The following is a 22178-nucleotide window of genomic DNA, read 5'->3' as shown; positions in this document are numbered from 1 at the left end:
ATCATTAGGGATAGGCGCCGACAATCCATTAAGCGGAGGGTTAACATGCTAATTAACTCCTATCGAATAAGTATCTGGGTTATCGTATCCGCTTTGGTGCTCCTGATCGGTGGATGTTCGCCGGAGCTGCCGCCGCCGAGGACAACGGCTAATGGGGAAGCCGACAACGGTCCCCTACATGTCAGAATCATAGGAGGATTGTACAGCGAATTGCCGGACATGAACAATGCATACTGGACGGAGCTGCAAAAGCGCCTCCACATTAAGCTGGATCCGGAATGGATACCTTCAGGGGATTTCAATACCAAGATAGACTTGATTCTCGCTTCCGGAAATTTGCCGGATATCATTGCTTATCCAAGCCAGCAGCTGTCCCCTTCCATGCAGAGCGCCATACAAAACAACGCATTCTGGGATCTAACGCCGTTTCTAGGCGATTTGAGCCAATTTCCTAACCTTAAAAACAATACGCCTCCAAATGCTTTGAAGGGTCTATCCATGGACGGGAAAATCTATGCGCTTCCGCGATCCCGATCAAGAATCGACCTGTCGCTTAACATCCGTAAAGACTGGCTTGATCAATTAAATATCCCTGTTCCAACAACCCTGGATGAATACCGTGACGCGCTAAAAAAAATAGTCGACCATAATCCTTCTAGAGTCGGTACGATTGGCCTAATCGGACATGGCGTCATCATAAATGATGGCGACGGGGTGTTTGAAGCTGCTTTTGGCGCATTCACAGCAACCTACGACCGTGAAGGGGGGATGATCTGGCATCAATTGACGGACTCCTATACGGAAATGGTCGGCTGGTTCCGTCAACTGTACAGCGATGGCATTCTTGCCAAGGACTTTCCTACGATGAAAATCAGTCAGGCGCAGGAGGCTGTTTCAGCTGGAAGGGCGGCGTCTTACGTTCGCGGCACGCGATATCACTACGACTTTGAGACATCCACCAAGAAAGTACAGCCAGAGGCTAAATTCATTGCTCTTCCACCGCTCAAGGGACCCAATGGCTACGCGGTTGAGCTGTCGAGCGGGGTTAACGGCGGCTTCTATATTTCAAAGAAAGTCCCGGAAGCGAAGGTGAGGAGGATCTTGAAGTACTTGGAGGCGAGCGCCTCGCAGGAAATTACGGATTATGCCTACAACGGTGTTGAGAACGTCCATTATAAAGTGGTGAATGGCCAAAGAGTTCCAACGGAGCTTGCCAGGAGAGAGATCAATACAACAAGTCTTGGAGTGACCGTCCTGGCTTATACCAAGTGGGGCAAGGTAGATAATCCGGCCGCTCCCAAGGAATACAATGATTCCAAACATCGTGAGGTCGCCGATTACGAAAGCTTTGGCTTTGTAAATCCGTTCACAGGTCTTTATTCAAACGCTTGGACGGAGGTCTGGCCTAAATATGCCGATGAATGGAAATCGAATATGACCAAGGCTATTATTGGCAAGATTTCCATGGACGAGTACAGAGCTTACGTAAGCAAGCTGAACAGCATGCCGTATTTTAAGAAAGCCTATCAAGAGCTGGCGAAAGCTTACGAATATATGAAATAGAGGAGATTTGTGATCATGTCTAACGATGCAGCCCTACCCTGGTACCGGAGAACCTATCGCTGGGGTCAAACCAACCTCACGGAAATGGATCCTGTTTACGGTGACTTATCGTGGTGGAAGGAATATTGGCGCAAGACAAGAGTTCAAGGTGTAATCATTAATGCAGGCGGAATTGTCGCCTATTACCCGAGCTCCCTAAAGCTGCAATATCGGGCGGAGGGCTTGGGCGAGCAAGACTTGTTCGGAGATTGGGTAGCTGCTGCCCGCCAGGAGGGGCTCTCTGTTCTTGCCAGAATGGATATTAACCGGGCAACCAAGGAGTTTTACAATGCCCATCCTGACTGGTTTGTCGTCAACAGCGAGGGTGAGCCTTTGATCGTGGAGGGACGTTATTTTTCCTGTATAAACAGCGACTATTATAAAAAGTACATACCGGAAGTACTGAAGGAGATTATTGTCAATTACAGACCGGATGGTTTTACGGATAACAGCTGGACTGGAGTCTCACGAAAAAGCATTTGTCATTGCCTGAATTGCAGGGCTAAGTTTAAGGCTGAGGTTGGGCTAGAGCTCCCGTCAGCCTCTAATTGGAATGATCCGGCTTACCGCAAGTGGATTAAATGGAGCTACAGCTGCCGTACAGAGAACTGGGATTTGTTTAATCAGGTTACGCAAGAGCATGGCGGGGCCGATTGCTTGTGGCTGGGAATGGTCAATGCCAATCCGGTAAAAACACATGCCTCCTTCTGCGATCTTAAAGAAGTTGGGGAAAGATCCGTCATTATGATGTGTGACCATCAATCGAGGGACACCTTGAACGGATTCGAGCAGAACAGCCTCAACGGCCATCTGCTGCATGGGGTTGCCGGCTGGGACAGCATCATACCTGAAAGCATGTCTAACTATATTCGAGGCGAGCGAAGCTTTCGTCAGGGGAGCAACCCAGCCAATGAAACCAGACTGTGGATGGTGGAAGGTATTGCAGGGGGGATATCTCCTTGGTACCATCACGTCGGTGCGGTTCAGAAGGATAGACGCCAGTTTGACAACGCGCCTCCGGTCATGCAGTGGCATGAGGAGAATGAACGCTATTTATATAATCGACGGCCCGTTGCCAATGTTGGCTTAATTTGGAGTCAGGAGAATATCGAGTTTTATGGGAATGATGACACGTATGAGAAAGTGGAACTTCCTTGGCATGGCTTTGTTAGAGCGTTGACACGTGCAAGAGTTCCCTTTATTCCCGTACATGCAGATCATATTGCAAGAGAGGCTGCAAATCTTGAAGTGCTGATCCTGCCAGATCTGGCTGCGATGACGGATTCTCAATGTCTGGCTGTGCAGAGGTTTGTAGAGTCCGGAGGCAGTCTTGTATTTACCGGCGCTTCCGCAACCTTGAACGAGTGGGGCGAAACGCGAGCCCGGTTTCCTCTCCAATCCATAACCGGAATGGAACATTTGTTTAAAGTTGAAGGCGCCGTTGGTAAGCAATCGTCGGATTGGGCATTTTTTAATGCACATAATTATTTCAATCTTCCGGATAATCGGCATGAGGTGTTAGCCGGCTTCGAGAATACCGAAACCCTCCCATTCGGTGGGCAGGTCCATAGGGTTCAGATAGTGGACGAAAGCTTGACAGAGCTTGCGACGTACATCCCGTCCTATCCCATTTATCCTCCGGAATTTAGCTGGGTGAGAACACCGCAGACGGATATTCCCGTTATGCTTGCCGGTCAGCATTCGTCCGGAGGACGCCTGTTTTACTTTGCCGGAGATGTCGACCGTTGTTACGGCCGCACCCATTTGCCGGACCTGGGCGATCTGTTGGCTAACGCGGTAAAGTGGGCGGCGGCGGATAAGCTCCCTTTGAAGGTGGAAGGCCCTGGCTATTTGGATTGCAAACTGTATCGACAAGTGAACAGATTAATTCTCCATATTGTGAATCTTAGCGGAGCTAATCAACATCCTGGTTATTTGGAGGAATACTTACCGGTGGGGCCAATTACAGTTTCACTGAAACTAGAGGGCCTGCAGCCGAGCAGTGTGCAGTTAAAAGTAGCTGGCCGTGAAGCTATTCCTACTCTTGATGATTCATGGATAACGGTTCGAGTGGATTCAGTTGCTGATCATGAATTAATTATTATCGAATAGCAGCACAGATTGATGAAAGCGCATTTATTTCCTTGAGATTTAAGATGTTTGCAGTGTGTAGGTTATTCATTTAACACGAAGCTCATTAAGTTAAGGAGGAGATTGTATTGAATTCAAAGAGGAATTGGCGGAAAAGAACGAATTGGGCAATCACGTTAAGCTGTGTTCTGGCTTTGGCAGCCAGCGGATGCTCTTCAGGCGGCACGGTGGCAACGGATAGCGGTGTCGGATCGAAGGATAAGCCGGGCACGGCTCCTGCGAATGACAGCAAACCGCTGCAAATGCAAATATTCGGCGGATTATACAACGAGATGCCTGACATGAACAATGCGTTCTGGACGGAATGGCAAAAGCGGTTAAATGTGAAGCTCGATGCCAACTGGGTTCCTTCGGGTGACGTCATTACCAAGCTGGATCTGGTTCTTTCCTCCGGAGATATCCCTGAAGTTATCGCTTACCCAAACCAAGGCTTAACGGTCACCATGATTAACGCCATTCGTAATGGAGCATTTTGGGATTTGACTCCTTTCCTAGGAGATATGAGCCAGTATCCGAATTTGAAAAACAACACACCTCCCAACTGGCAGAAGTTTCTTGCTGTAGACGGAAAAACATATGCCTTACCGCGATCCCGCTCGCTTATCGATAATTCGATCAATATTCGGAAGGACTGGCTCGATAAGCTGAATATTCCAGTCCCGACAACGTTAGATGAATACCGAGATGCATTAAGAGCCATTTCCAACGGAGATCCGGACGGCAACGGCAAGAAAGACACCATGGGAATTGTAGGAACCAATGAAGGCGTAAGTCCCTTTGAAGCCGGCTTCGGTGCGTACTCTCCGCATTATGATAGCGAGGGAGGACTTATCTGGCATGAGTTGACCAATGAATATACAAATTTGGTTGAGTATTTCAGAGGTCTGTATGCAGACGGAAGCATGCCCAAGGAATATATGACGATGAAAAGAACGCAGATGGAAGAAGCTATCGGCACTGGAAAAGCGGCAACCTACATGCGGAGCACCCGCTATCATTATGATTTCGAGTTACAGGCTAAAAAGGTGCAGCCCGAAGCGAAAATTATCGCATTGCCTCCTTTAAAAGGGCCGGGCGGCTATGCAGTCGATTTGTCAACAGGCGTTAACGGTGGCATTTTTATCTCGAAGAAGGTACCTGAAACAAAATTGAAGCAAATGCTGAAATATTTTGAAGCAACGGCGTCCCAAGAGATCACGGATTTCGGTTATAGCGGTGTGGAAGGAATTCACTACAAAATGGTCAACGGTCAGAAGGTGCCGACAGAATTATCAGTAAAAGAAGTCAATACGACAAGCCTTGGGGCCGGTGTATTCGCCTACGTGAAGTGGGGGAAGGTCGATAATCCGGGTGCGCCTAAGGAGTATGTTGAGCAGAAAAGAAAGGAAGTTGCCGAGTATGAAAAGATTGGCGTATACAATATTTTCACTTGGCTGATATCGAATGCGTGGGTAGACACATGGCCTAAGTATTCCAATGAATGGCAGTCCATGATGACTAAAGCGATTGTCGGACAAATATCAATGGATGAATATAAAGCGTATGTGAGCAAGCTTAATAATCTTCCTGAGTTTAAGCAGGCTTATAAGGAATTTGCGAAGGCGTACAGCTTCTATAAATAATCAATCGGGAGGGTTTACTTTATGGAAACATCAAGCTTGCAGAACAGATTGACTGAAGAGGAACGGCGCGCTTTTAATGAGACAGGGTACATTATAGTAGAGAATGCGCTGTCCCCTGAGCAGGTGACCGCACTAACGGCCGAAGTCGACCGGATTTACGAGAACAAGCTGCAGGAGGGCCATGATCCTCAGAAAGCCTTATTCTATACTGATTTCGTGAAGGATCATCCATTATTCATGGATCTCGTAGATTATGGAAAAATTCTGCCAAAAGTATGGGATATTCTCGGCTGGAATATTTATATGTACCATACGCACATGATCATTACTCCACCCTCGGGACAGGAGAAAAGCGATAAGACCTTCGGCTGGCACCAGGACAGCGGGAGGGTTAATCTGGAGATGGAGTCTCATCCACGTCCGAGGCTGTCATTGAAGGTAGCTTATTTCTTGTCGGATCTCTCCGAACCTGGACGAGGCAACTTCTGGATCGTGCCCAACAGCCATGTGCAGGATAAAATACAAATTCCCGACAATGGCCTTGGCCAGCCGGAGGGAGCTATTCCTGTATGCGTGAAACCTGGAACTGCCGTGTTCTTTGATCGTCGTCTATGGCATGCGGCCAGCACCAATTGGTCCGATATTACGCGAAAAGTGCTGTTCTACGGCTACGGGTATCGATGGATTCGGAGAAAAGATGATATGACTATGGATGGTCTCTTGGAGAAGTCAGACCCTATCCGCCGCCAGATGCTGGGAGATGGCTTGAACTGCAACGGCTACTATACACCAACGGACGCAGACGTCCCACTAAAGGTATGGATGAGAGAGCAAGGCCTACCCGTTTAATCATAAATTAGTAAGCGCACAAACCCTTAGGCTGTCGAGAAGGCTCGGCAGCCAAGGTGCTTTATACGGAGATTAAGGAGCTCGCTACTTGGAAATAACAGATCACAATGAGAAGGCAGGTGCTAGCCACAATGCAATCCTCTGTTCTAACTAAAGCTGCGGGCAAAACACGCAGGGAGTCCAAGCTGTGGATCCGTGTGCTGCAGCATAAGTACATGTACGTGCTCGCATTGCCCGGGATCCTTTATTTTATTGTGTTTAAATTTATTCCGATGTGGGGACTCGTTATCGCATTTATGAAATACAATCCCTATGCTGGTATTAGCGGCAGTGAATGGATCGGAATCAAAAATTTTATCGACCTGTTTGCTGACAGTAAATTTTATCTCATGCTTAGAAATACATTTGCCATTAATATCTTTGGGCTCATCTTTATGTTTCCGCTGCCGATTTTCTTAGCACTAATGCTGAATGAGGTCCGGCATGACGTGTTCAAAAGAGTAAATCAATCGATTGTGTATTTGCCCCACTTTCTTTCATGGGTGGTAGTGGCTAGCATGACGTTCTTTATCCTCTCCTCTGATGTCGGAATCGTTAACAAGCTGATTGCCGAATCTGGCCGCGAACGCATTACCTTCCTATCCAACCCCAATTACTTCTGGGCGCTGCTGACCTCTCAAAATATGTGGAAGGAAGCAGGATGGGGCACCATTATATTCCTAGCGGCAATGGCTGGCGTTGATCCTCAGCGTTATGAAGCAGCCGTCGTAGATGGAGCCAGCCGTTGGAGACAAATTTGGCATATTACATTGCCGGCGATCCGTCCCACGATCATTATTCTGCTCATTCTAAGACTTGGGCATATGGCTGACGTTGGCTTTGAGCAGGTGCTGCTGATGACGAACCCTCTGGTTATGTCGGTAGCGGAAGTGTTTGACACATACGCTTACTCGATCGGTATTTTGAAAGGACAGATCAGTGTCGGAGTTACTGTCGGTATGTTCAAGGGCATCGTAGGCTTGGTGCTAGTGATGGCTTCCAATTACATAGTTAAAAAAATGGGACACGAGGGCATCTATTAGGAGAGGGGAGCAAGACATGAGTTTGGTAAGCTCTAAAAGAATGACGGTATTCGATTACGTCAATTATTCGCTGTTGGTACTGATCTCTATCGTATGTGTGTTTCCGTTCATTTACGTGTTCAGCGTCTCCTTTACAGATCCTAAAGTGTATATCCCGCTAAAATTTTATATGTTTCCGGAGCAATGGTCGCTTGCGGCGTATAAATACATTTTATCGACCAACAGCTTCCTGAATGCCTTGAAAAGCACGGTGTTCGTAACCTTTATCGGAACGGCACTTAGTGTAGTTACTTCTTTCACATTCGCTTATGCATTGACTAAGAAAACGATGCCGGGACGTTCGGTGATGCTGAGCGCGGTTGTATTTACTTTGGTATTCCAAGCAGGTATTCTACCAAGCTATATTTTAGTAAAATCGCTTGGCTTGCTCAACTCCTATTGGTCGCTGATTTGGCCAAGCTTAACAAGCGCCTGGAGCTTAATAGTGATTAAAAGCTTTCTCGAATCTCTGCCCTCGGAGCTGGAGGATTCCGCACGTATGGACGGGTGCTCGGACATGGGGGTGTTCCTGAGAATCATTATTCCTTTGTCTATGCCGGCCATTGCGGCGTTCACGCTATTTTTCGCTGTGTCTTATTGGAACACGTATTTCAACGCGCTTATTTATATATCCGATTCTAAGAAATGGACGCTGCAGGTTTTGGTCAAAACACTGGTAATCGATTCGGACTCAACGGGAGTCGGTCAAGCGGGAGCCAGCGGAGATGATCGTATAGTGCCTCAGGAAACGATCCGAATGGCTTCCATCATGCTCGCCATGGCGCCGATTTTGGCCGTATATCCGTTTCTTCAGAAGCATTTTGCTAAAGGCGTCATGCTTGGCTCTATTAAGGGATAAGGAGGAAATGTGAGTTACTTCTCTAATGAAGCAGCTGTGCCAATGACCGGCAGCTGGTACAGTGAGAAGATATAATAAGCAGAAGCACTCCATCGTGGGTGCTTTTTTATTGGCATTTCAGCAACCTTCCTTGATGCTCAACGTCTAATCATAATAAAATGGTCATAAAGAAATGGGAGAGGTTGTGAAATGTGAATAGATTTATTGTTATTGTTTTTATCGCATTAGTTTTCATGATTTCTGCGTGTTCTAATCCTAATTCGCAATTACCTAAGGGATCAATAACTAAAGTGAATGGAAAATCTACTAACGAGATTGTAAACAATCAAGATAGTTTGGCATTGTTGAATATTGTGTTACCTAAAGATTGGAAGCTTGATAAAAGTGAAAATGTTGTATATAAATTTTTAGATGAAAATGGCGAGAATAGAGGAACAGTTAGTGCAATTAACTACATGGATAACTTTAATTTTCTAACCCAAATGCCTAATCATAGTAGCGTAACTAATAATGAATATATTGATCTGCCTTTGGGTAAATCTGGATTAATTACATTAGATTCCGACAATGGTACTGCTGCCTCAGGTAGTGCAGGAACACATGATACTTATTATGCATCTTTACCTATAAAAGGAAAGGCTATTTATATGTTAAACTTCACAAAAAATGATAAGGAGCCTGAAACTAAAAGTCAATTTATAGAGATATTAAATAAGTTAAGTTTAAAGTAATCATTTTAAAGTAAGAGCATTTCTTCGTAATGAGAAATGCTTTTATTTTTTTGCTTAAAATAAAAAGGATATTCCATTAACAATAACAATTTAATAAATAACGATATTAATTTATTGTAAAACAATATATTTTCTGTTAAAGTCATTTTATATTAAATTAGCGAGGTGCTCTTAATGAAACGGGGAACAACACTCTTTTTGAAGATGGCTGTTATTTTTATTGGAATCCCAATTCTTGCTTTTTGCATATTTTTAGTGCCTAAGATCGGGAATTTTGCTGGAGAATTGTACCCAGATATCGCTTACATGAAATCTCTCGTTTTAATCGATATGTACGCGGCAGCGATACCTTTTTACTTTGCTCTGTATCAAGCTTTTAAACTTTTGAGCTATATTGATAAGAACCAAGCGTTCTCGGAATTATCTGTAAGGGCTTTAAAGAATATAAAATACTGTGCCATCACAATCAGTACCTTGTACCTGCTAGGTATGCCACTCTACTATCTCATGGGGAAGAGAGTTGACCCTCCAAGTTTCATTCCAATGGGATTGATCATTATTTTCGCCTCTATGGTGATCGCCGTTTTTGCTGCTGTTCTTCAAAGACTTTTACAAGAAGCTATTAATATAAAATCAGAAAATGATTTAACGATCTGAGGTGAATAACATGGCGATTATCATCAATATTGATGTGATGTTAGCAAAGCGAAAAATGAGCGTAACGGAGCTTGCGGAGAGGGTTGGAATTACTATGGCGAATCTTTCCATTCTGAAAAATGGGAAAGCAAAAGCTGTTCGTTTTTCAACATTAGAAGCGATATGTAAGACTTTGGATTGTCAGCCAGGCGATATTTTGGAATACAAAAGTGACAAAGACACTCAATAAAACAGACAACGAACGGGACACGAGAGTTCAGGGAGTTAGGAGGGCCGCCTCCGGAAGGGCTAACAGCTTCAGGAACGACCAGGCGAGCTCCCTGTTCTAGTAATAATGTGTAGTCGGGTGACAAGAACATCGGTTTGGAGTTATGGACACAACCCGGGATTGCCCGTGCACAGCAGCTGCGCATAAGTGGGATCCTGCAGCGAAAGCTCGGTGAAGTAGTTGGCAATTTCGTGATTGGCGGCGACAGAGCCCTTTTGGAAAGGCAGCTCACGGCTTTTTTTGGCGTGTAAGTAGGTGTAGGTTTGGCCTGTTTTCGGAGATTTATAGAGAATAGGCGGCAGCTGCGGAACGAGATCGAACGGGTTGTGAATTCGATGCCGGTCGAATATTTGGTTGAAGGTGCTGGAAAATTCAGCGTTCCCCACACGAGGTGAAGCATACGTATAAACGATAGGATCGCTGAAGCCGCTATTCACTGCGGTGTCAACGGCGCATAGATGGGCAAGCGCACCGCCAAGGCTATGCCCTGTAATATAAAGCGGCTTATGACGGGAAAGAGTCTGTAAGGCTGACAAGACGGGTTGCCGAGCCGATTCATAAATCCCGAGAAACCCCTGGTGCACGGAGCCGCTGTTCTTCACATAGGGAAACGCGTTCTGTCTGGCGATTGCATCGGATATCCAGTCCGATTTGGTATTCGTTCCACGAAACACCAGGACGATCCGGTCAGCTGCCTCGGCGATAAAGCCGAACGGTTCTTTTCTGCCTGTAAATGAAGCGGCTTCAAATTCCGTAACCAACTGATAACGACGCGGCAGAACAAATGTTCCATCGGCGCTTTCAAACTGTTGATAGCTTTGGCTGCAAAGTGCGGACAATAAAATGGCGGTCTGGATATCAAACAGATTCTTGCTCATAGATCTCCCTCTTCTGCTCACACATGTTTTATGTATGTATATGAAAATGATGGGCTTACGTCCACGGGCATATGCCTAACTTATTCAAGCCAGACCACGCTACCCGTCCCCTCAGCTCCAGAGGAGGAATTTATTTAACAACCCGAACTGATTATTGTCGACCATAATTAAACGTCGTTCACGTATTCCGATTTTTTGCCCCAGTAGTAGCCAGAAAAAAGTACTCATCGTCATAATAATGCCCCCGAACTGCAATACGAGCATCACCATAAAATAGCCGAACACGCTATATGTTTATGCAACATTAAAAACGCCGAGGCCCGTATCAATTACTATACTGACGGCGGTAAAGAGACATTGTCTTGCTTCGCGTTCTATAAACAAGTGGATTTTGGGGAAATTTAACTCCAATTGATCGTATCAAAAGTAAAAGTGTAGCTCACTTAACTAACGGAAAACGAGAGAGCAATGGACGTACTTAGGAAGCTACTTCTTCCTTCAGTACGTCCATTTATATTTGAGAGCTATGAGTCTGTTCTCCCTCAAATAAGTTGTCGAAATCCCAAAGAAGCAGATGATTTGTTTTTCTTCACTAACACAACATTGGATATTATCAAGGATTTAAAAAAACTATCGGGCCTGCGTTCGACAATTGTAGAACTTGAGTAAATAGTTAACCTTTTTATTAAAAGATTTATGATAGTTGAAGAAAGAACGCGATAAAGTGAGCTTATAGAACCTTGAACACCAAGTAATCGCTTACATGTGATAAATACAAGATAATCCACCTTTTTCAATCCATATTTAAATTTTACAGTCACTGACAAAAGGAGTAGTATTCATTCTTGTATCTATAACTAAATACAGTTTCCAATTCTAATATCGCTGAGTTTTCAGTAAATGAAAAGCGGGGGAACCAAACAGGTGTAGGGATGCCAGTTGTAAAAACTGTTGTCTGCTCACTTGGGGTGAATCCAAGGATTATTAATCCTGGTAGGGCGACTCTCAACGCCCGAATCCGACAGCTAACTTCGTAAGCGTAAATGGAGAGTGGAGGGTGAAGCTTCTGATCCTAGTGACCACAGGGCTGCATGCACCTGTGTTTTTTGTTGTTTACAATTATCAATCTTAAAGAAAGAGCCCGGGAATTGGGTGTGAAATGGTGGTGAACACGAGTGTTATCTGCTCTAAGAGATTTTTAATTGGCCGACCGTTAAAATCAAATGAATTAGGGGAACAAAAACTTAATAAAACTAAGGCTTTAGCCATCCTTTCTTCAGATGCCTTATCTTCAGTTGCTTATGGCCCAGAGCAAATATTATTAGTCTTAGTAACCGTTAGTGCCGTAGCATTTTGGTATTCCATGCCAATTGCCTTTGGAGTATTAATTCTGTTATTAGCTCTTATTTTATCTTACCGGCAAATTATTTTCGCTTATCCTCACGGTGGTGGGGAGTATGTGGTATCGAAGGAAAATCTGGGTATATATCCTGGGCTGATCGCCGGAGGCTCCTTGTTGGTAGACTACATCTTAACGGTAGCAGTAAGTGTGTCTGCCGGCACGGATGCTATTACGTCTGCATTTCCTAGTTTACATGCTCATAATGTAGTCATTGCTAGTATATTTGTCTTGTTTATTACAATCTTGAACTTAAGAGGCGTAACGGAGTCTGCTTCTATATTAGCCTATCCGGTTTATTTATTTGTTTTAGCTTTATTTATTCTAATTAGCGTGGGTATTTACAACATCCTCACGGGACATGTTTCACCTGCTTTACATACACCAATCGGTACACCAGTGGTTGGAATTAGCTTGTTTCTACTTCTAAGAGCTTTTGCCTCAGGTAGTTCTGCTTTAACAGGAGTTGAGGCCATCTCGAATGCCATTCCGAACTTTAAAAACCCTGCTCCTAATAATGCTGCTAAAACGTTAATTGCGATGGGTACTTTATTGGCTTTGTTATTTTCCGGAATTGTATACTTGGCTTATTATTATGGAATTTCTCCGAGATCCGAGGTAACAGTTGTCTCCCAAATAGCAGAACAGACGTTCGGAAGGAACTTTATGTACTTCTTCATTCAAGGAACAACGGCATTGATCTTAATCCTTGCTGCTAATACCGGGTATTCTGCTTTCCCCTTACTTGCCGTGAATCTTGCAAAAGATAAGTTTATACCTAGAATGTTCACGGTTCGAGGGGACCGGCTGGGATACTCCAATGGGATCATTATTCTTGGGATTCTTTCAATCGTCTTAATTATTGTTTTTGAAGGACGGACGGAACAACTCATCCCGCTTTATGCTGTAGGTGTGTTTATCCCATTTACCCTCTCCCAAACAGGAATGGTTGTAAAATGGATTCGTGAAAGACCAAAAGGCTGGGTTGCCAAACTCATTATTAACACAACAGGTGCTGGGATCAGCTTTATCGTCACCATGATGTTCTTTTTAACCAAGTTCTCACAGGTTTGGTCTGTATTAGTTTTCTTGCCTTTAATCATTTATCTCTTTCATCGAATTAGAAAGCATTATGAAGCAGTTAGCGACCAATTGAGACTTACAACCTGTGAGCCTGCTGTGCCGATTGAGGGAAATGTAATCATTCTTCCTGTGGCGGGAGTTACTCATGTGGTGGAGTACTCATTAAACTATGCAAAATCCCTTTCACCCCACCAGATTATTGCAGTGTACGTCCCGTTTGAAAGAGAGGATGAAGCGGCGTTTGAAGAAAAGTGGAACAAGTGGCAACCTGATGTGAGACTGGTGACACTCCACTCTCCTTACAGAAGTATTATCCAGCCACTGACCAAGTTTATTGATACCGTTCAACGCAAAGCGAATGAGTCGAGCTATCAGGTTACGGTTATTATTCCGCAATTTATTCCTAAAAAAGGCTGGCATAATATCCTGCATCCAGTTTACTGATTCGTACACACTTGCTATATCGGAGAGATGTAATTGTAACTACTGTACCGTATCATTTAAAGAAATAGAATCAACTAAGTCATCTGAAATTATAAATCCATCTCAATCTGATAGAAAAATGACACAAATGTGCCTACATAACATATGGAAGAAAAGCTTGAGGAATCAGGCTTTTTATTTTTTATGAAGGGAGATTTGAAAATGCACAAATCTCCCTTCATTGTCGACTAGTGACACAAATCCTGTATTTACTTCAACATAGATTTGGTTAAAGGTGGATTGTGATAACGGAGATCGCTAGCCGCCCTATTCGAGGTATGACAATTCATCAAACAAATAATACAGAAACTAAGAAAGGACAGTACTAACATGGAAAATGTATTAAATGTAGATAAATTTGAATCAATAAAATCTTTACAATCGACAATTAGTAAACTCGAGAATGCCTTGTCCCAGATGACTCAAAATGGCGCAAATACTAGCCTAGTAAAGAAACGACTCAAAGCTGTTTCCATCGGCTTAGCCATGCTAGAAAACGTTTGGAATCAAAGACCCCATTATTACACACAGGAAGATTTAGCAGAAGCTCGCAATGTTATTACTGGTTTATTTCCATCCATTGAAAACAGTTATGCTAAGTCAAAGGTTGGTAGTCCCCAAAGAACGCTTTTAGAAAGAAGAATTAAAGCGTTGGAACTAACTGTCCAAGCGATTGACGATCTTTCCACTAAATAACTCATATTGTAAACGAAGCGTTAGAAGAAACCTTTTTTAACAAAAACTAACTGAAGCCTTTTTTAAATTGATTCTGGAGTTGTTAAGCCACTCAATTCACGGAGAACGATAGTTCAATAAACAACCACGACGCGGCTGCCGGCATAGATTGGCAGCCGCGTTGTGGTAACGGGCAGTTATGTGGCAAAGAAACTCAAAAAAAGATTTGTATAAAAATTCAATGTTGCGTATATTTATGATACGTAGGTACGAAAGGAATCGGCCGTGTTAAAGTGGTGACGATTATCGGAATGAAAAAAGCACTGAAGGAAATGTTCTGTCATGTTGAGATTCTTCCCCATATTGTTTAAGGCCACTTCTACGGCCTAGCCTGAGAGGAGTAATGTACTTTGGTAACTTCCGGTACTTTGATTGCTTTTGCAGTAGTTTCGCTCGGCATGGTTTGTTCTCCGGGTCCTAACATGATTTATCTGATTTCTCGTTCCATTTTGCAAGGACGCGTAGCGGGGGTGATTTCGCTTCTAGGCGTTATTCTTGGGTTCTTGATTTACATTGTAGCAACCATGTTCGGTCTTTCAGCTCTCTTCCTAACCGTCCCCTTTCTTTACGTATTAGTAAAATGGGCGGGGGCCATCTACTTGCTTTGGCTTGCTTGGAAAGCAGTCAAACCGGGAGCCGTTCCGATTTTTGCGCCTAAGCAAAGTCTTTCCATTGATCCTCCGAAAAAGCTGTTTTTAATGGGATTGATGACAAATCTGCTAAACCCCAAAATTGCTCTTTTATATGTATCACTATTGCCTCAATTTGTGGATCCTACCCGTGGTTCGGTGCTGCTCCAAAGCGCAGCTTTAGGTCTGACACAAATTACCGTCAGTTTTACGGTAAACCTGCTTATTGTTCTTACGGCTAGTAGAATTGCCGATTGGTTCGGCACACGCCCAACGTGGCTGAGGCTGCAACGCTGGTTGATGGCAAGTGTGTTAACAGGACTTGCTGCTCGTCTCGTTTTTGAGCGCAAATAGCGAATCATTCGCTAAGCTAACGGGACACGATATCGCGGCGATAGAACCGATCCATCGCTTATTTTCTTCGTTGCCGTGGTTCTACACTAACTGGTAGGAAAGTGTAATCAAGCTTGTACCATAAAAAGGAAATCGACTATTGCTTACGAATAGTTTTGTATGAAAGTAGCCAAATTTCAGTATGAAAGAGGGAAGTATATGGAGGAACTAATATCCATTTTAAATAACGAGCAAATTGAATATGAGATCATTGAACATAGCATACCAATTAACACAGCACAGGAAGGTGCAGATTATTTTGGTATTCAGCTTGGACAAACTGCCCCAACACTCATACTGAAGACCGATAAAGGTTATTATTCGTTGATAATTTCTGGAGATTATGGTCGAGTGGAATGTGATTCGTTGAAAGAGATATTAGAAATTCAAGAAATCAAATTGGCAAAGCCTAAAGAAGTAGAACAAGTAACTGGCTGTAGGATTGGTAATGTGCCATTAATAAATCCAAGTATCCCAACAATTTTAGATAGAGAGTTATATCGATTTCCTTTTGTTTACGGTGGTACAGGGTTATCGCAAACGACTTTGAAGATTCAACCACAAGATATAGAAAAATTAAATAATGTAGTTGGTTACTTAAGGTAAAGAAGATGAGTTTGATGAAAGGATTTATCGCTAAATGGAGATATTGCTTTGATTAAGAGGTTTTGAGCTTTTTGATAAGACAACTGGCTATTATATCTCTCATCAAGTAGTGAAACCCAAGTCTGTAGGAATATATGAAAATTTGATTAGTCCAAAAAGGTATAGAATTAAGATTTACAACAAAGTTATATCCACTTAGAGATGCGATACGCAGAAGCTGCATTGTAGCAGCTCTTTTTTTGATTCCATTTAAGTAAAATAGCTAATTTCCACTTTTTAAAAATGTCATAATTTGCTATGTAGTGGAAATTTTCATACTTTATTTTATTGGAGCGTTATTATGTGTTTAACTTTAAAAACACGACAACAAGGTATCATTTATAAAACTACCTATCTACAAGAAACAAAGTTTGGAAATTTTAGTATAACTAAATGAGATCTAAAGGGGGTAGTACGCATTGAAAAAATTAGTGATTGGAATGATTTTGGGTGCCGGTTTGACCCTATCAACGGTTGTATATGCATCAGATACGATACAAGCTATCAAGTTTCAAGTTAGCTTTTTATTTAATGGTGTCTCTAAACAGGTAGATAGTGAATACACAGTTTTGAACTATAACGGGCATGCTTATGTGCCCATTCGGTTCGTTGCTGAAAGCATGAGAGGGCAAGTCGAGTACGACGAGACGAAGCAGCAAATATCGATTAAGTATGGGACACCGACCGAGCAGAAACAAACAAGAGTCGAAATGACGGCTCTCCAATTATTTGATGTAGCTGGACATGGCGATTTAATAGAAACAAAGAAATACGTAGATGCTATAGCTTCAGAGGATCTTAACCCTATTTTTCTCCAAATTCTAAAAATTGCTCATATGTTTCAAGGGAAGCCGCACGTTGCCGATTTAGTTGATCTATTAATTCAGAAGAAAGTTGACCTCAATATGGTAGATGAATCAAATGGGTATACGCCACTGCATTATGCAGCGGAACGAGCCATTGATTTAACGGGAAATCTATTGGATGCCAAAGCCAACGTAAATGTTAGTGCCAATGGAATGACCCCGCTCATGCAAGTAGCAAGCAAAAAAAAACTAGGGTTAGTCAACAAGATGCTTGCTATGGGAGCGGATCCGAATCTAGGTGGAGGGGCTCTGCTTTCAGCGCTTCATCCTTTCGCTCATTCGGGATTAACCGATGAGAGCGTAGAAATTGTAAAGTCGCTACTCGCGAACAAAGCTGATGTGCATGCTGCTGGTTTTGAGGGGGAAACGCCGCTGTTAGCGGCTGTAGATATGAGCATGCCGCAAAATCTGCAAATTGTGAGGATACTGATCGAGCACGGGGCAGACCCTAATCAGAAGCCCAAAAGTAATTGGAACGGTACCACTCCATTAATGAGAGCAGTCAATCCTTTCGGATATGACACCCTCCAAGGTGTCTACGAAATGACCGAGTTGTTGATAGATGCGAAGGCGGATGTCAATGCAGTAGATGAGAAAGGGAATACGCCGCTCTCCTATGCGGTTGATTTTAATCAACATGCTCTAGCAAGCAATGAAGAGGTGACTAAGGTGATTCAATTGTTGTTGAAAAAAGGCGCTAATAAGGAAATGAAAGACAATAGTGGCCTCACACCGCTCGATAAAGCGAAGGAAATTGTAGATGAGAAGAAAAGATCCGAAATTCTAAAACTCTTAGAGAAGTAAATGAAGTGGAAACGAGCAAGGATTCTAAATATAGAGGAGGGGCATGCTGGAGTGACATCATGTCTCTTTTGTTTGTCGTTTTTTTTGATTCTGCTAGGTGTCATTTATACATATGTCTCATAAATACCCTAGTAATTTCGTTGTTGTATTTCAATGTAAGAGGACAAGTACGTATATCTATAGAAATCCACGTGCTGCGCGGTTTTATTATTTTATGAATGTAAGTTCTTGTCCCGCAAGAAAAGAACTTACATCCTTTACCGATACTGGGCAAAGAACATATATCCTTTGCCATGGTTAGTTCAACACATAATATCGGTCAGATTAACAACCTCACAGTTGAGCAAGAAGTTCTTCCGTTGTTATAATAATGTGAGCAAACGTAGGCCCATTAACTTCATGCGCCGAGTGCATAGCTTCTTTACTATAAGCCGCTGTAGCATCTTTAACCAGAGTAACATGGTAACCCAACTCCGAGCCGAAGCGTGCGGTTGCTTCGATGCATGTATTGGCTAACAAACCGATAATAATAACCTTTTGTAAGCCATGCATTTTCAGCTGATGATCCAAGTCTGTGTTCGCAAATCCGCTGCTCGACCAATGCTCTTTGATAATCACGTCGCCCTTTTGAGGTTGAAAATCGGGATGAAATTCCCCACCCCAAGTACCTTTTGCAAATATTTGTGATTTTTTTGCTCTGACCTGATTGGGATTTGGATACAACCAAGTATCGAAATCATCCGGTTCAGATCGGTGATGGGGAACAAAAAAAACACGGATGCCGACTTTTCGAACCCTATCAACGATTGCTTTTAAATGTTCGAGCAGGTTTACGGATTCCGATATTTCTTTGTGACGAGGATAAGCTTTACCTTCCGGTGATAAGAAATCATTATAGGGGTCAACCAATAATAAGCCCGTAATTCCTTTATCGTAGATTTTAGTCATCAAGGCAACATTCCTCACTTTCCTGTCGGAAGTACATTTCGTTATAAGTTTCGTCAATTGACCATACTTTATGCACTTGACGGCTGTGTGGAGAAACTAGAGTGGCTTTTACTGTATCAAATCAGTATGACCCTCAGCTGAGCCGATAGGCGGCGGTCTCCAAAGGTCCGAATTTAAGCGGGCCTGTTGGAACAGAGAAGTCGTTAACGGTCGATCTATGGGTTAATTTACCATTTTTACTGTCTCAGTTCTCAAACATAGCCAGGCTGCCGTCATAGATCGATAGCCTCGTTACGTTAACAGGCAAGTATGCTTCCTAATAGAGAAGGTTTTACTGTTCAAACAACAATTCATCATGCTGCAGCTTAATAACCTATAAAAATATGTGAACGGTGGAAATAACTAAATGAGGCTTTCCCAGAAACTTCTGAGAAAACCTCATTATTTTTGTTCGAATAATTCCTAATACCGGTTATTATTATACCGGCAGTTTATCGTACTTTCTTTGAAGGCGTTATACATTCGATATTCAGATGACACACATGTCGGGTGACAAGAACTTTATCCCATTCCCAAAATTGACAAGAACATTATCTCATTCCCGACAATCGTTACATAACGTGGGTATATGGCCAAATCACTGCAATCAATCAATTGGACAGAGTATTAAGCTAGCGGACAGGATACTATAATGAGCAGCATAAAATGGTTGGAGATACTCGCCCAAAAAAGGAGGCGTTTAGTATAGAGGATAAGTCTCCAAAAAGAGAACTCCAGGAGGACGTTCGTAGTAATTCCAATAACCACTTTCATTACCGGCTGGGAAGGCTATTTGAGATTAAAAGAAATATTTTTTGGAGCTATGCGGAAGGCGATAACAAAATATATTTAGACAAAGAGGAGCGCGAAATAGATCCGTTTCTCAATAAATAATGAAGAGCCAAGATAAAATGAAGACACCATAGCTCGTTGCTATGGTCTCTTTCTATGAAGCGGTTAGTAAAATTACTAACTATGAAATTCGCCTCACTCACTTCAACTGTCCGTCAACGCCTACCGCTGAACCGTTTGATCGCTTCCTCGGTCACCGGCGCGAAGAGGTTAACCAGGTTGCCGTCGGGATCGCGAAACAGCACAGCACGGTTCCCCCACGGCATCGTGGTTGGTTCCTTTACCCACTGGTCGACAAGCGGCTTCAAGCGCTCGTATTCGGCATCGACATCGTGGACGCGGAACTCGATGATGACTGTATGATTGTCGGCCGCCACTGCGGAACCAGCGCCGAACAGCTGCACCGTCTGAGAGTGGCCGATCGCTAGTGTGCACGATGGCACAACGAGTTCGGCAAAGACGGGCGCGGGGCGTTCCGCCGAAACACCCATGACTTTCTCATAGAATTCGACGAGACGATCCACGTCGTCGGTAATGATGCGTACAGAAGCAAAATTCACGAGATACCATCCTTCCTATAATAAATGATACAATACCGTATCATATCATTTTGGGCCAAAATACTTCGCATTTATCTCCCACTCCTTTACGGTTACTTACTTCGATTATAAATAAACGCTACTGACAACAGTATGTCAGTAGCGTTTTAAAATTTTTTTGGCTTCCTCCCGAATTCGATTTCGGAATACGTCAGTATACGATATGTCTTGATTCTTATCTTTTCAGAACTGCTCACATTATGGATTGCAGTGATTAGTGATACGTGTGCAGCATTGATTGTCATATTGAATTGCAACAATTCTTTGTAAATAATCACTTAAACAAACCAAAATGCTGTAAAATAATATAAACAACAGATACTGGGTGATTTAATGATTTTAGATTTTGTTTGGGGGATTTTTGTTTCTGAAGGGACAACGCGGTTTCCTAACTTCTTTCCAATTGCCATTTATACATCTAAAGAAAAAGCTATTGAAGAACTTATTGCCTACTGAGGACTTCAAATTATCAGTTGCTTAAATTACCAGTAGACCGCAATTTCGCTTACTATTATAAGAAAAGTGGAAAGTTGGTTGGGATGGACGGTATTTATCATGAACATTACCATCATAAAGATGATGATGAGCAAAGGGACAATGATGCTGGAGAGATAGGGAAGTGAAGAAAAGACTTTCGGTTAGCAAAGAAGAGTAGTCAGATTCAAGAGAAGAATATTATAGAAACGACTGCCTAGATATAATTATTAGATTTGGAGATATATTGGAAATACATGAATGTACAGTTTATTTAATCAAAAACAGTGAACAAATTCAGCTTAGAATGCCATATAAACCCAGAAGCTTTTGGTAAGAGACATGGCTTAAAGTAAAAGATTTCTATGGGCTTGATGATTAAGCTAACAGGAAACGATAGTTGAACAAAACAAGGAGCAGTTCTGCCGCGGCAGCTGTTTCTTTTTTTTATTAAGCTATTGGTCAGATTAACGTAACACTTTCCCAATACGTTTCGTCTACTATTTAGAATGGAGGGAGGACAGAGATGAATCAACTACTTGTGAAATCGGTAGGCTATTTGGGGTTGTTGTTGTGCATAATGTTTTTGCTGTACAAAGTAACATTGTTTTGGAACCCAATAGGTATACAAAAGCAAACCGTTTCATTCCTGAAAGCAGTCCAGGAGCAAAACTATGACAGAGCTGCGGAACTGTTTGGCTGGGAAGGGCAGAAGACCGCGGGCAGCAAGGAAAGCGCTTGGAAGCAGTTGGCTGAAGAAGAAGGTGTTCGACTACTATCCTTCAGTAACGTTCGCGCCGAATATGACGATGGTTGCTATTGCACGGGCCATGCGGATCTTGTGTTCGAGGTGAACGAAAGCCCTATGCAGGTTAGAGCTGTGATTACGTATGGAGTAGGTGCAAGGCCGAAACAAATATGCGCAATAACACCTTCCGGGATGCAAGGCGGTTCCATTTCCCAAATTGCGGCATGGAACTCACTGGCATGTGGGAATAACTCGTTTTGAAGTCTTCATTGACCTAACGGGTACGTTTGTTTAATAAAAGAAACTAAGACGAGGCTGCCAGCATGAATCGGCAGCCTTGAAGTAACGGGCAAATGATGTTAATAAAAAGTATAAATTACAACTTTTCAGCATCCGTCCTTGATGCTCAACGTCTAATCATAATAAATATCCATAAGAAATGGGAGAGGTTGTGAAATGTGTGACCCTGCCCCGAATAGATAGACACATAGAAAACCTCTATAATAAAAGTGGAGGGATTTATCATGAGGCAACGCAAGAAGGTTGATAAGGCATTTAAGGAACAGGTTGTATTGCGAATATTAGCCGGAGACACAACGTTTGCGAATGCGGCTAAGGAACTGGATGTTCATTACACCACAATCCGAGACTGGGTGAAATTTTATAAACATGACGGAGACAGTGCGTTTCGGGCAGCAGTTACCTTAAGATGATGAGGTACGTAAAGTTCGATAACAGTTGGC

At 43.0% G+C, this 22178-nt stretch carries 18 protein-coding genes, 1 pseudogene and 1 riboswitch; of the genes and pseudogenes, 16 read left to right on the top strand and 3 right to left on the bottom strand.

From position 1 onward, the window contains the following. Positions 1-45: 45 nt before the first annotated feature. The 9 genes from ACFQ0C_RS09900 to ACFQ0C_RS09860 all read left to right on the top strand — a co-directional run bounded on the left by ACFQ0C_RS09900 (position 46) and on the right by ACFQ0C_RS09860 (position 9821). Entirely contained in the window at positions 46-1563 is a 1518-nt protein-coding gene (locus ACFQ0C_RS09900; RefSeq protein WP_379366298.1) for an extracellular solute-binding protein, read from the top strand. 15 nt (positions 1564-1578) lie between these two features. Then, positions 1579-3714, top strand: a complete 2136-nt coding sequence (locus tag ACFQ0C_RS09895; protein ID WP_379366296.1) for an alpha-amylase family protein — start codon at positions 1579-1581, stop codon at positions 3712-3714. A 107-nt stretch (positions 3715-3821) separates the two neighbouring features. Then, complete coding sequence (locus ACFQ0C_RS09890) at positions 3822-5375, top strand: type 2 periplasmic-binding domain-containing protein (protein WP_379366294.1); 1554 nt, start codon at positions 3822-3824, stop codon at positions 5373-5375. A gap of 21 nt (positions 5376-5396) precedes the next feature. Then, the gene (locus ACFQ0C_RS09885; RefSeq protein WP_379366292.1) at positions 5397-6224 is read left to right on the top strand and encodes a phytanoyl-CoA dioxygenase family protein; all 828 of its coding nucleotides are present in this window, start codon (positions 5397-5399) and stop codon (positions 6222-6224) included. Positions 6225-6355: 131 nt separating this feature from the next. Continuing rightward, complete coding sequence (locus ACFQ0C_RS09880) at positions 6356-7306, top strand: ABC transporter permease (RefSeq protein ID WP_379366290.1); 951 nt, start codon at positions 6356-6358, stop codon at positions 7304-7306. A gap of 16 nt (positions 7307-7322) precedes the next feature. After that, positions 7323-8204 carry a carbohydrate ABC transporter permease gene (locus ACFQ0C_RS09875; protein ID WP_379366288.1) on the top strand — a complete coding sequence of 294 codons (882 nt, stop codon included), beginning with the start codon at positions 7323-7325 and terminating at the stop codon, positions 8202-8204. Positions 8205-8395: 191 nt separating this feature from the next. Further along, positions 8396-8935: a hypothetical protein gene (locus ACFQ0C_RS09870; RefSeq protein ID WP_379366286.1), complete on the top strand. Its 540-nt coding sequence runs from the start codon at positions 8396-8398 to the stop codon at positions 8933-8935. Positions 8936-9109: 174 nt separating this feature from the next. Further along, positions 9110-9592, top strand: coding sequence for a DUF2975 domain-containing protein (locus ACFQ0C_RS09865; protein WP_379366284.1), 483 nt, complete (start codon positions 9110-9112; stop codon positions 9590-9592). A gap of 10 nt (positions 9593-9602) precedes the next feature. Then, positions 9603-9821: a helix-turn-helix domain-containing protein gene (locus ACFQ0C_RS09860; RefSeq protein ID WP_379366282.1), complete on the top strand. Its 219-nt coding sequence runs from the start codon at positions 9603-9605 to the stop codon at positions 9819-9821. Between the two features lie 140 nt (positions 9822-9961). Here ACFQ0C_RS09860 and ACFQ0C_RS09855 read toward each other — a convergent pair whose 3' ends face one another. Beyond that, positions 9962-10738, bottom strand: coding sequence for a lipase family protein (locus ACFQ0C_RS09855; RefSeq protein ID WP_379366280.1), 777 nt, complete (start codon positions 10736-10738; stop codon positions 9962-9964). A gap of 873 nt (positions 10739-11611) precedes the next feature. Further along, positions 11612-11793, top strand: a riboswitch (cyclic di-AMP (ydaO/yuaA leader). 104 nt (positions 11794-11897) lie between these two features. On the opposite strand from ACFQ0C_RS09855, the pseudogene ACFQ0C_RS09850 reads away from it, so the two are divergent. The 5 genes and pseudogenes from ACFQ0C_RS09850 to ACFQ0C_RS09830 all read left to right on the top strand — a co-directional run bounded on the left by ACFQ0C_RS09850 (position 11898) and on the right by ACFQ0C_RS09830 (position 17775). Next, a pseudogene (locus ACFQ0C_RS09850) lies at positions 11898-13732 on the top strand (APC family permease). A gap of 301 nt (positions 13733-14033) precedes the next feature. Beyond that, entirely contained in the window at positions 14034-14399 is a 366-nt protein-coding gene (locus tag ACFQ0C_RS09845) for a hypothetical protein (RefSeq protein WP_379366278.1), read from the top strand. Between the two features lie 389 nt (positions 14400-14788). Beyond that, positions 14789-15421 carry a LysE family translocator gene (locus tag ACFQ0C_RS09840; RefSeq protein WP_379366276.1) on the top strand — a complete coding sequence of 211 codons (633 nt, stop codon included), beginning with the start codon at positions 14789-14791 and terminating at the stop codon, positions 15419-15421. Positions 15422-15619: 198 nt separating this feature from the next. After that, a complete protein-coding gene (locus ACFQ0C_RS09835; RefSeq protein WP_379366274.1) occupies positions 15620-16066 on the top strand; it encodes an aminoacyl-tRNA deacylase in 447 nt (148 codons plus the stop codon). A 458-nt stretch (positions 16067-16524) separates the two neighbouring features. Continuing rightward, positions 16525-17775, top strand: a complete 1251-nt coding sequence (locus ACFQ0C_RS09830; RefSeq protein WP_379366272.1) for an ankyrin repeat domain-containing protein — start codon at positions 16525-16527, stop codon at positions 17773-17775. Between the two features lie 333 nt (positions 17776-18108). Here ACFQ0C_RS09830 and ACFQ0C_RS09825 read toward each other — a convergent pair whose 3' ends face one another. Further along, entirely contained in the window at positions 18109-18723 is a 615-nt protein-coding gene (locus ACFQ0C_RS09825) for a cysteine hydrolase family protein (protein ID WP_379366270.1), read from the bottom strand. A gap of 1046 nt (positions 18724-19769) precedes the next feature. Continuing rightward, the gene (locus tag ACFQ0C_RS09820) at positions 19770-20174 is read right to left on the bottom strand and encodes a VOC family protein (RefSeq protein WP_379366268.1); all 405 of its coding nucleotides are present in this window, start codon (positions 20172-20174) and stop codon (positions 19770-19772) included. 1039 nt (positions 20175-21213) lie between these two features. On the opposite strand from ACFQ0C_RS09820, the gene ACFQ0C_RS09815 reads away from it, so the two are divergent. Together ACFQ0C_RS09815 and ACFQ0C_RS09810 are read left to right on the top strand one after the other, a co-directional pair. Next, a complete protein-coding gene (locus ACFQ0C_RS09815; RefSeq protein ID WP_379366266.1) occupies positions 21214-21696 on the top strand; it encodes a hypothetical protein in 483 nt (160 codons plus the stop codon). A gap of 263 nt (positions 21697-21959) precedes the next feature. Then, positions 21960-22148 (top strand): transposase, encoded by a 189-nt coding sequence (locus tag ACFQ0C_RS09810; protein WP_379366264.1) that lies wholly within the window; start codon positions 21960-21962, stop codon positions 22146-22148. Positions 22149-22178: the final 30 nt, after the last annotated feature.

The organism is Paenibacillus sp. GCM10027630 (assembly GCF_042676305.1).
GTDB lineage: Bacteria > Bacillota > Bacilli > Paenibacillales > NBRC-103111 > Paenibacillus_S.
The sequence above is the reverse complement of the archived record's forward strand: the minus strand, read 5'-3'. Positions and strand labels throughout refer to the sequence as shown.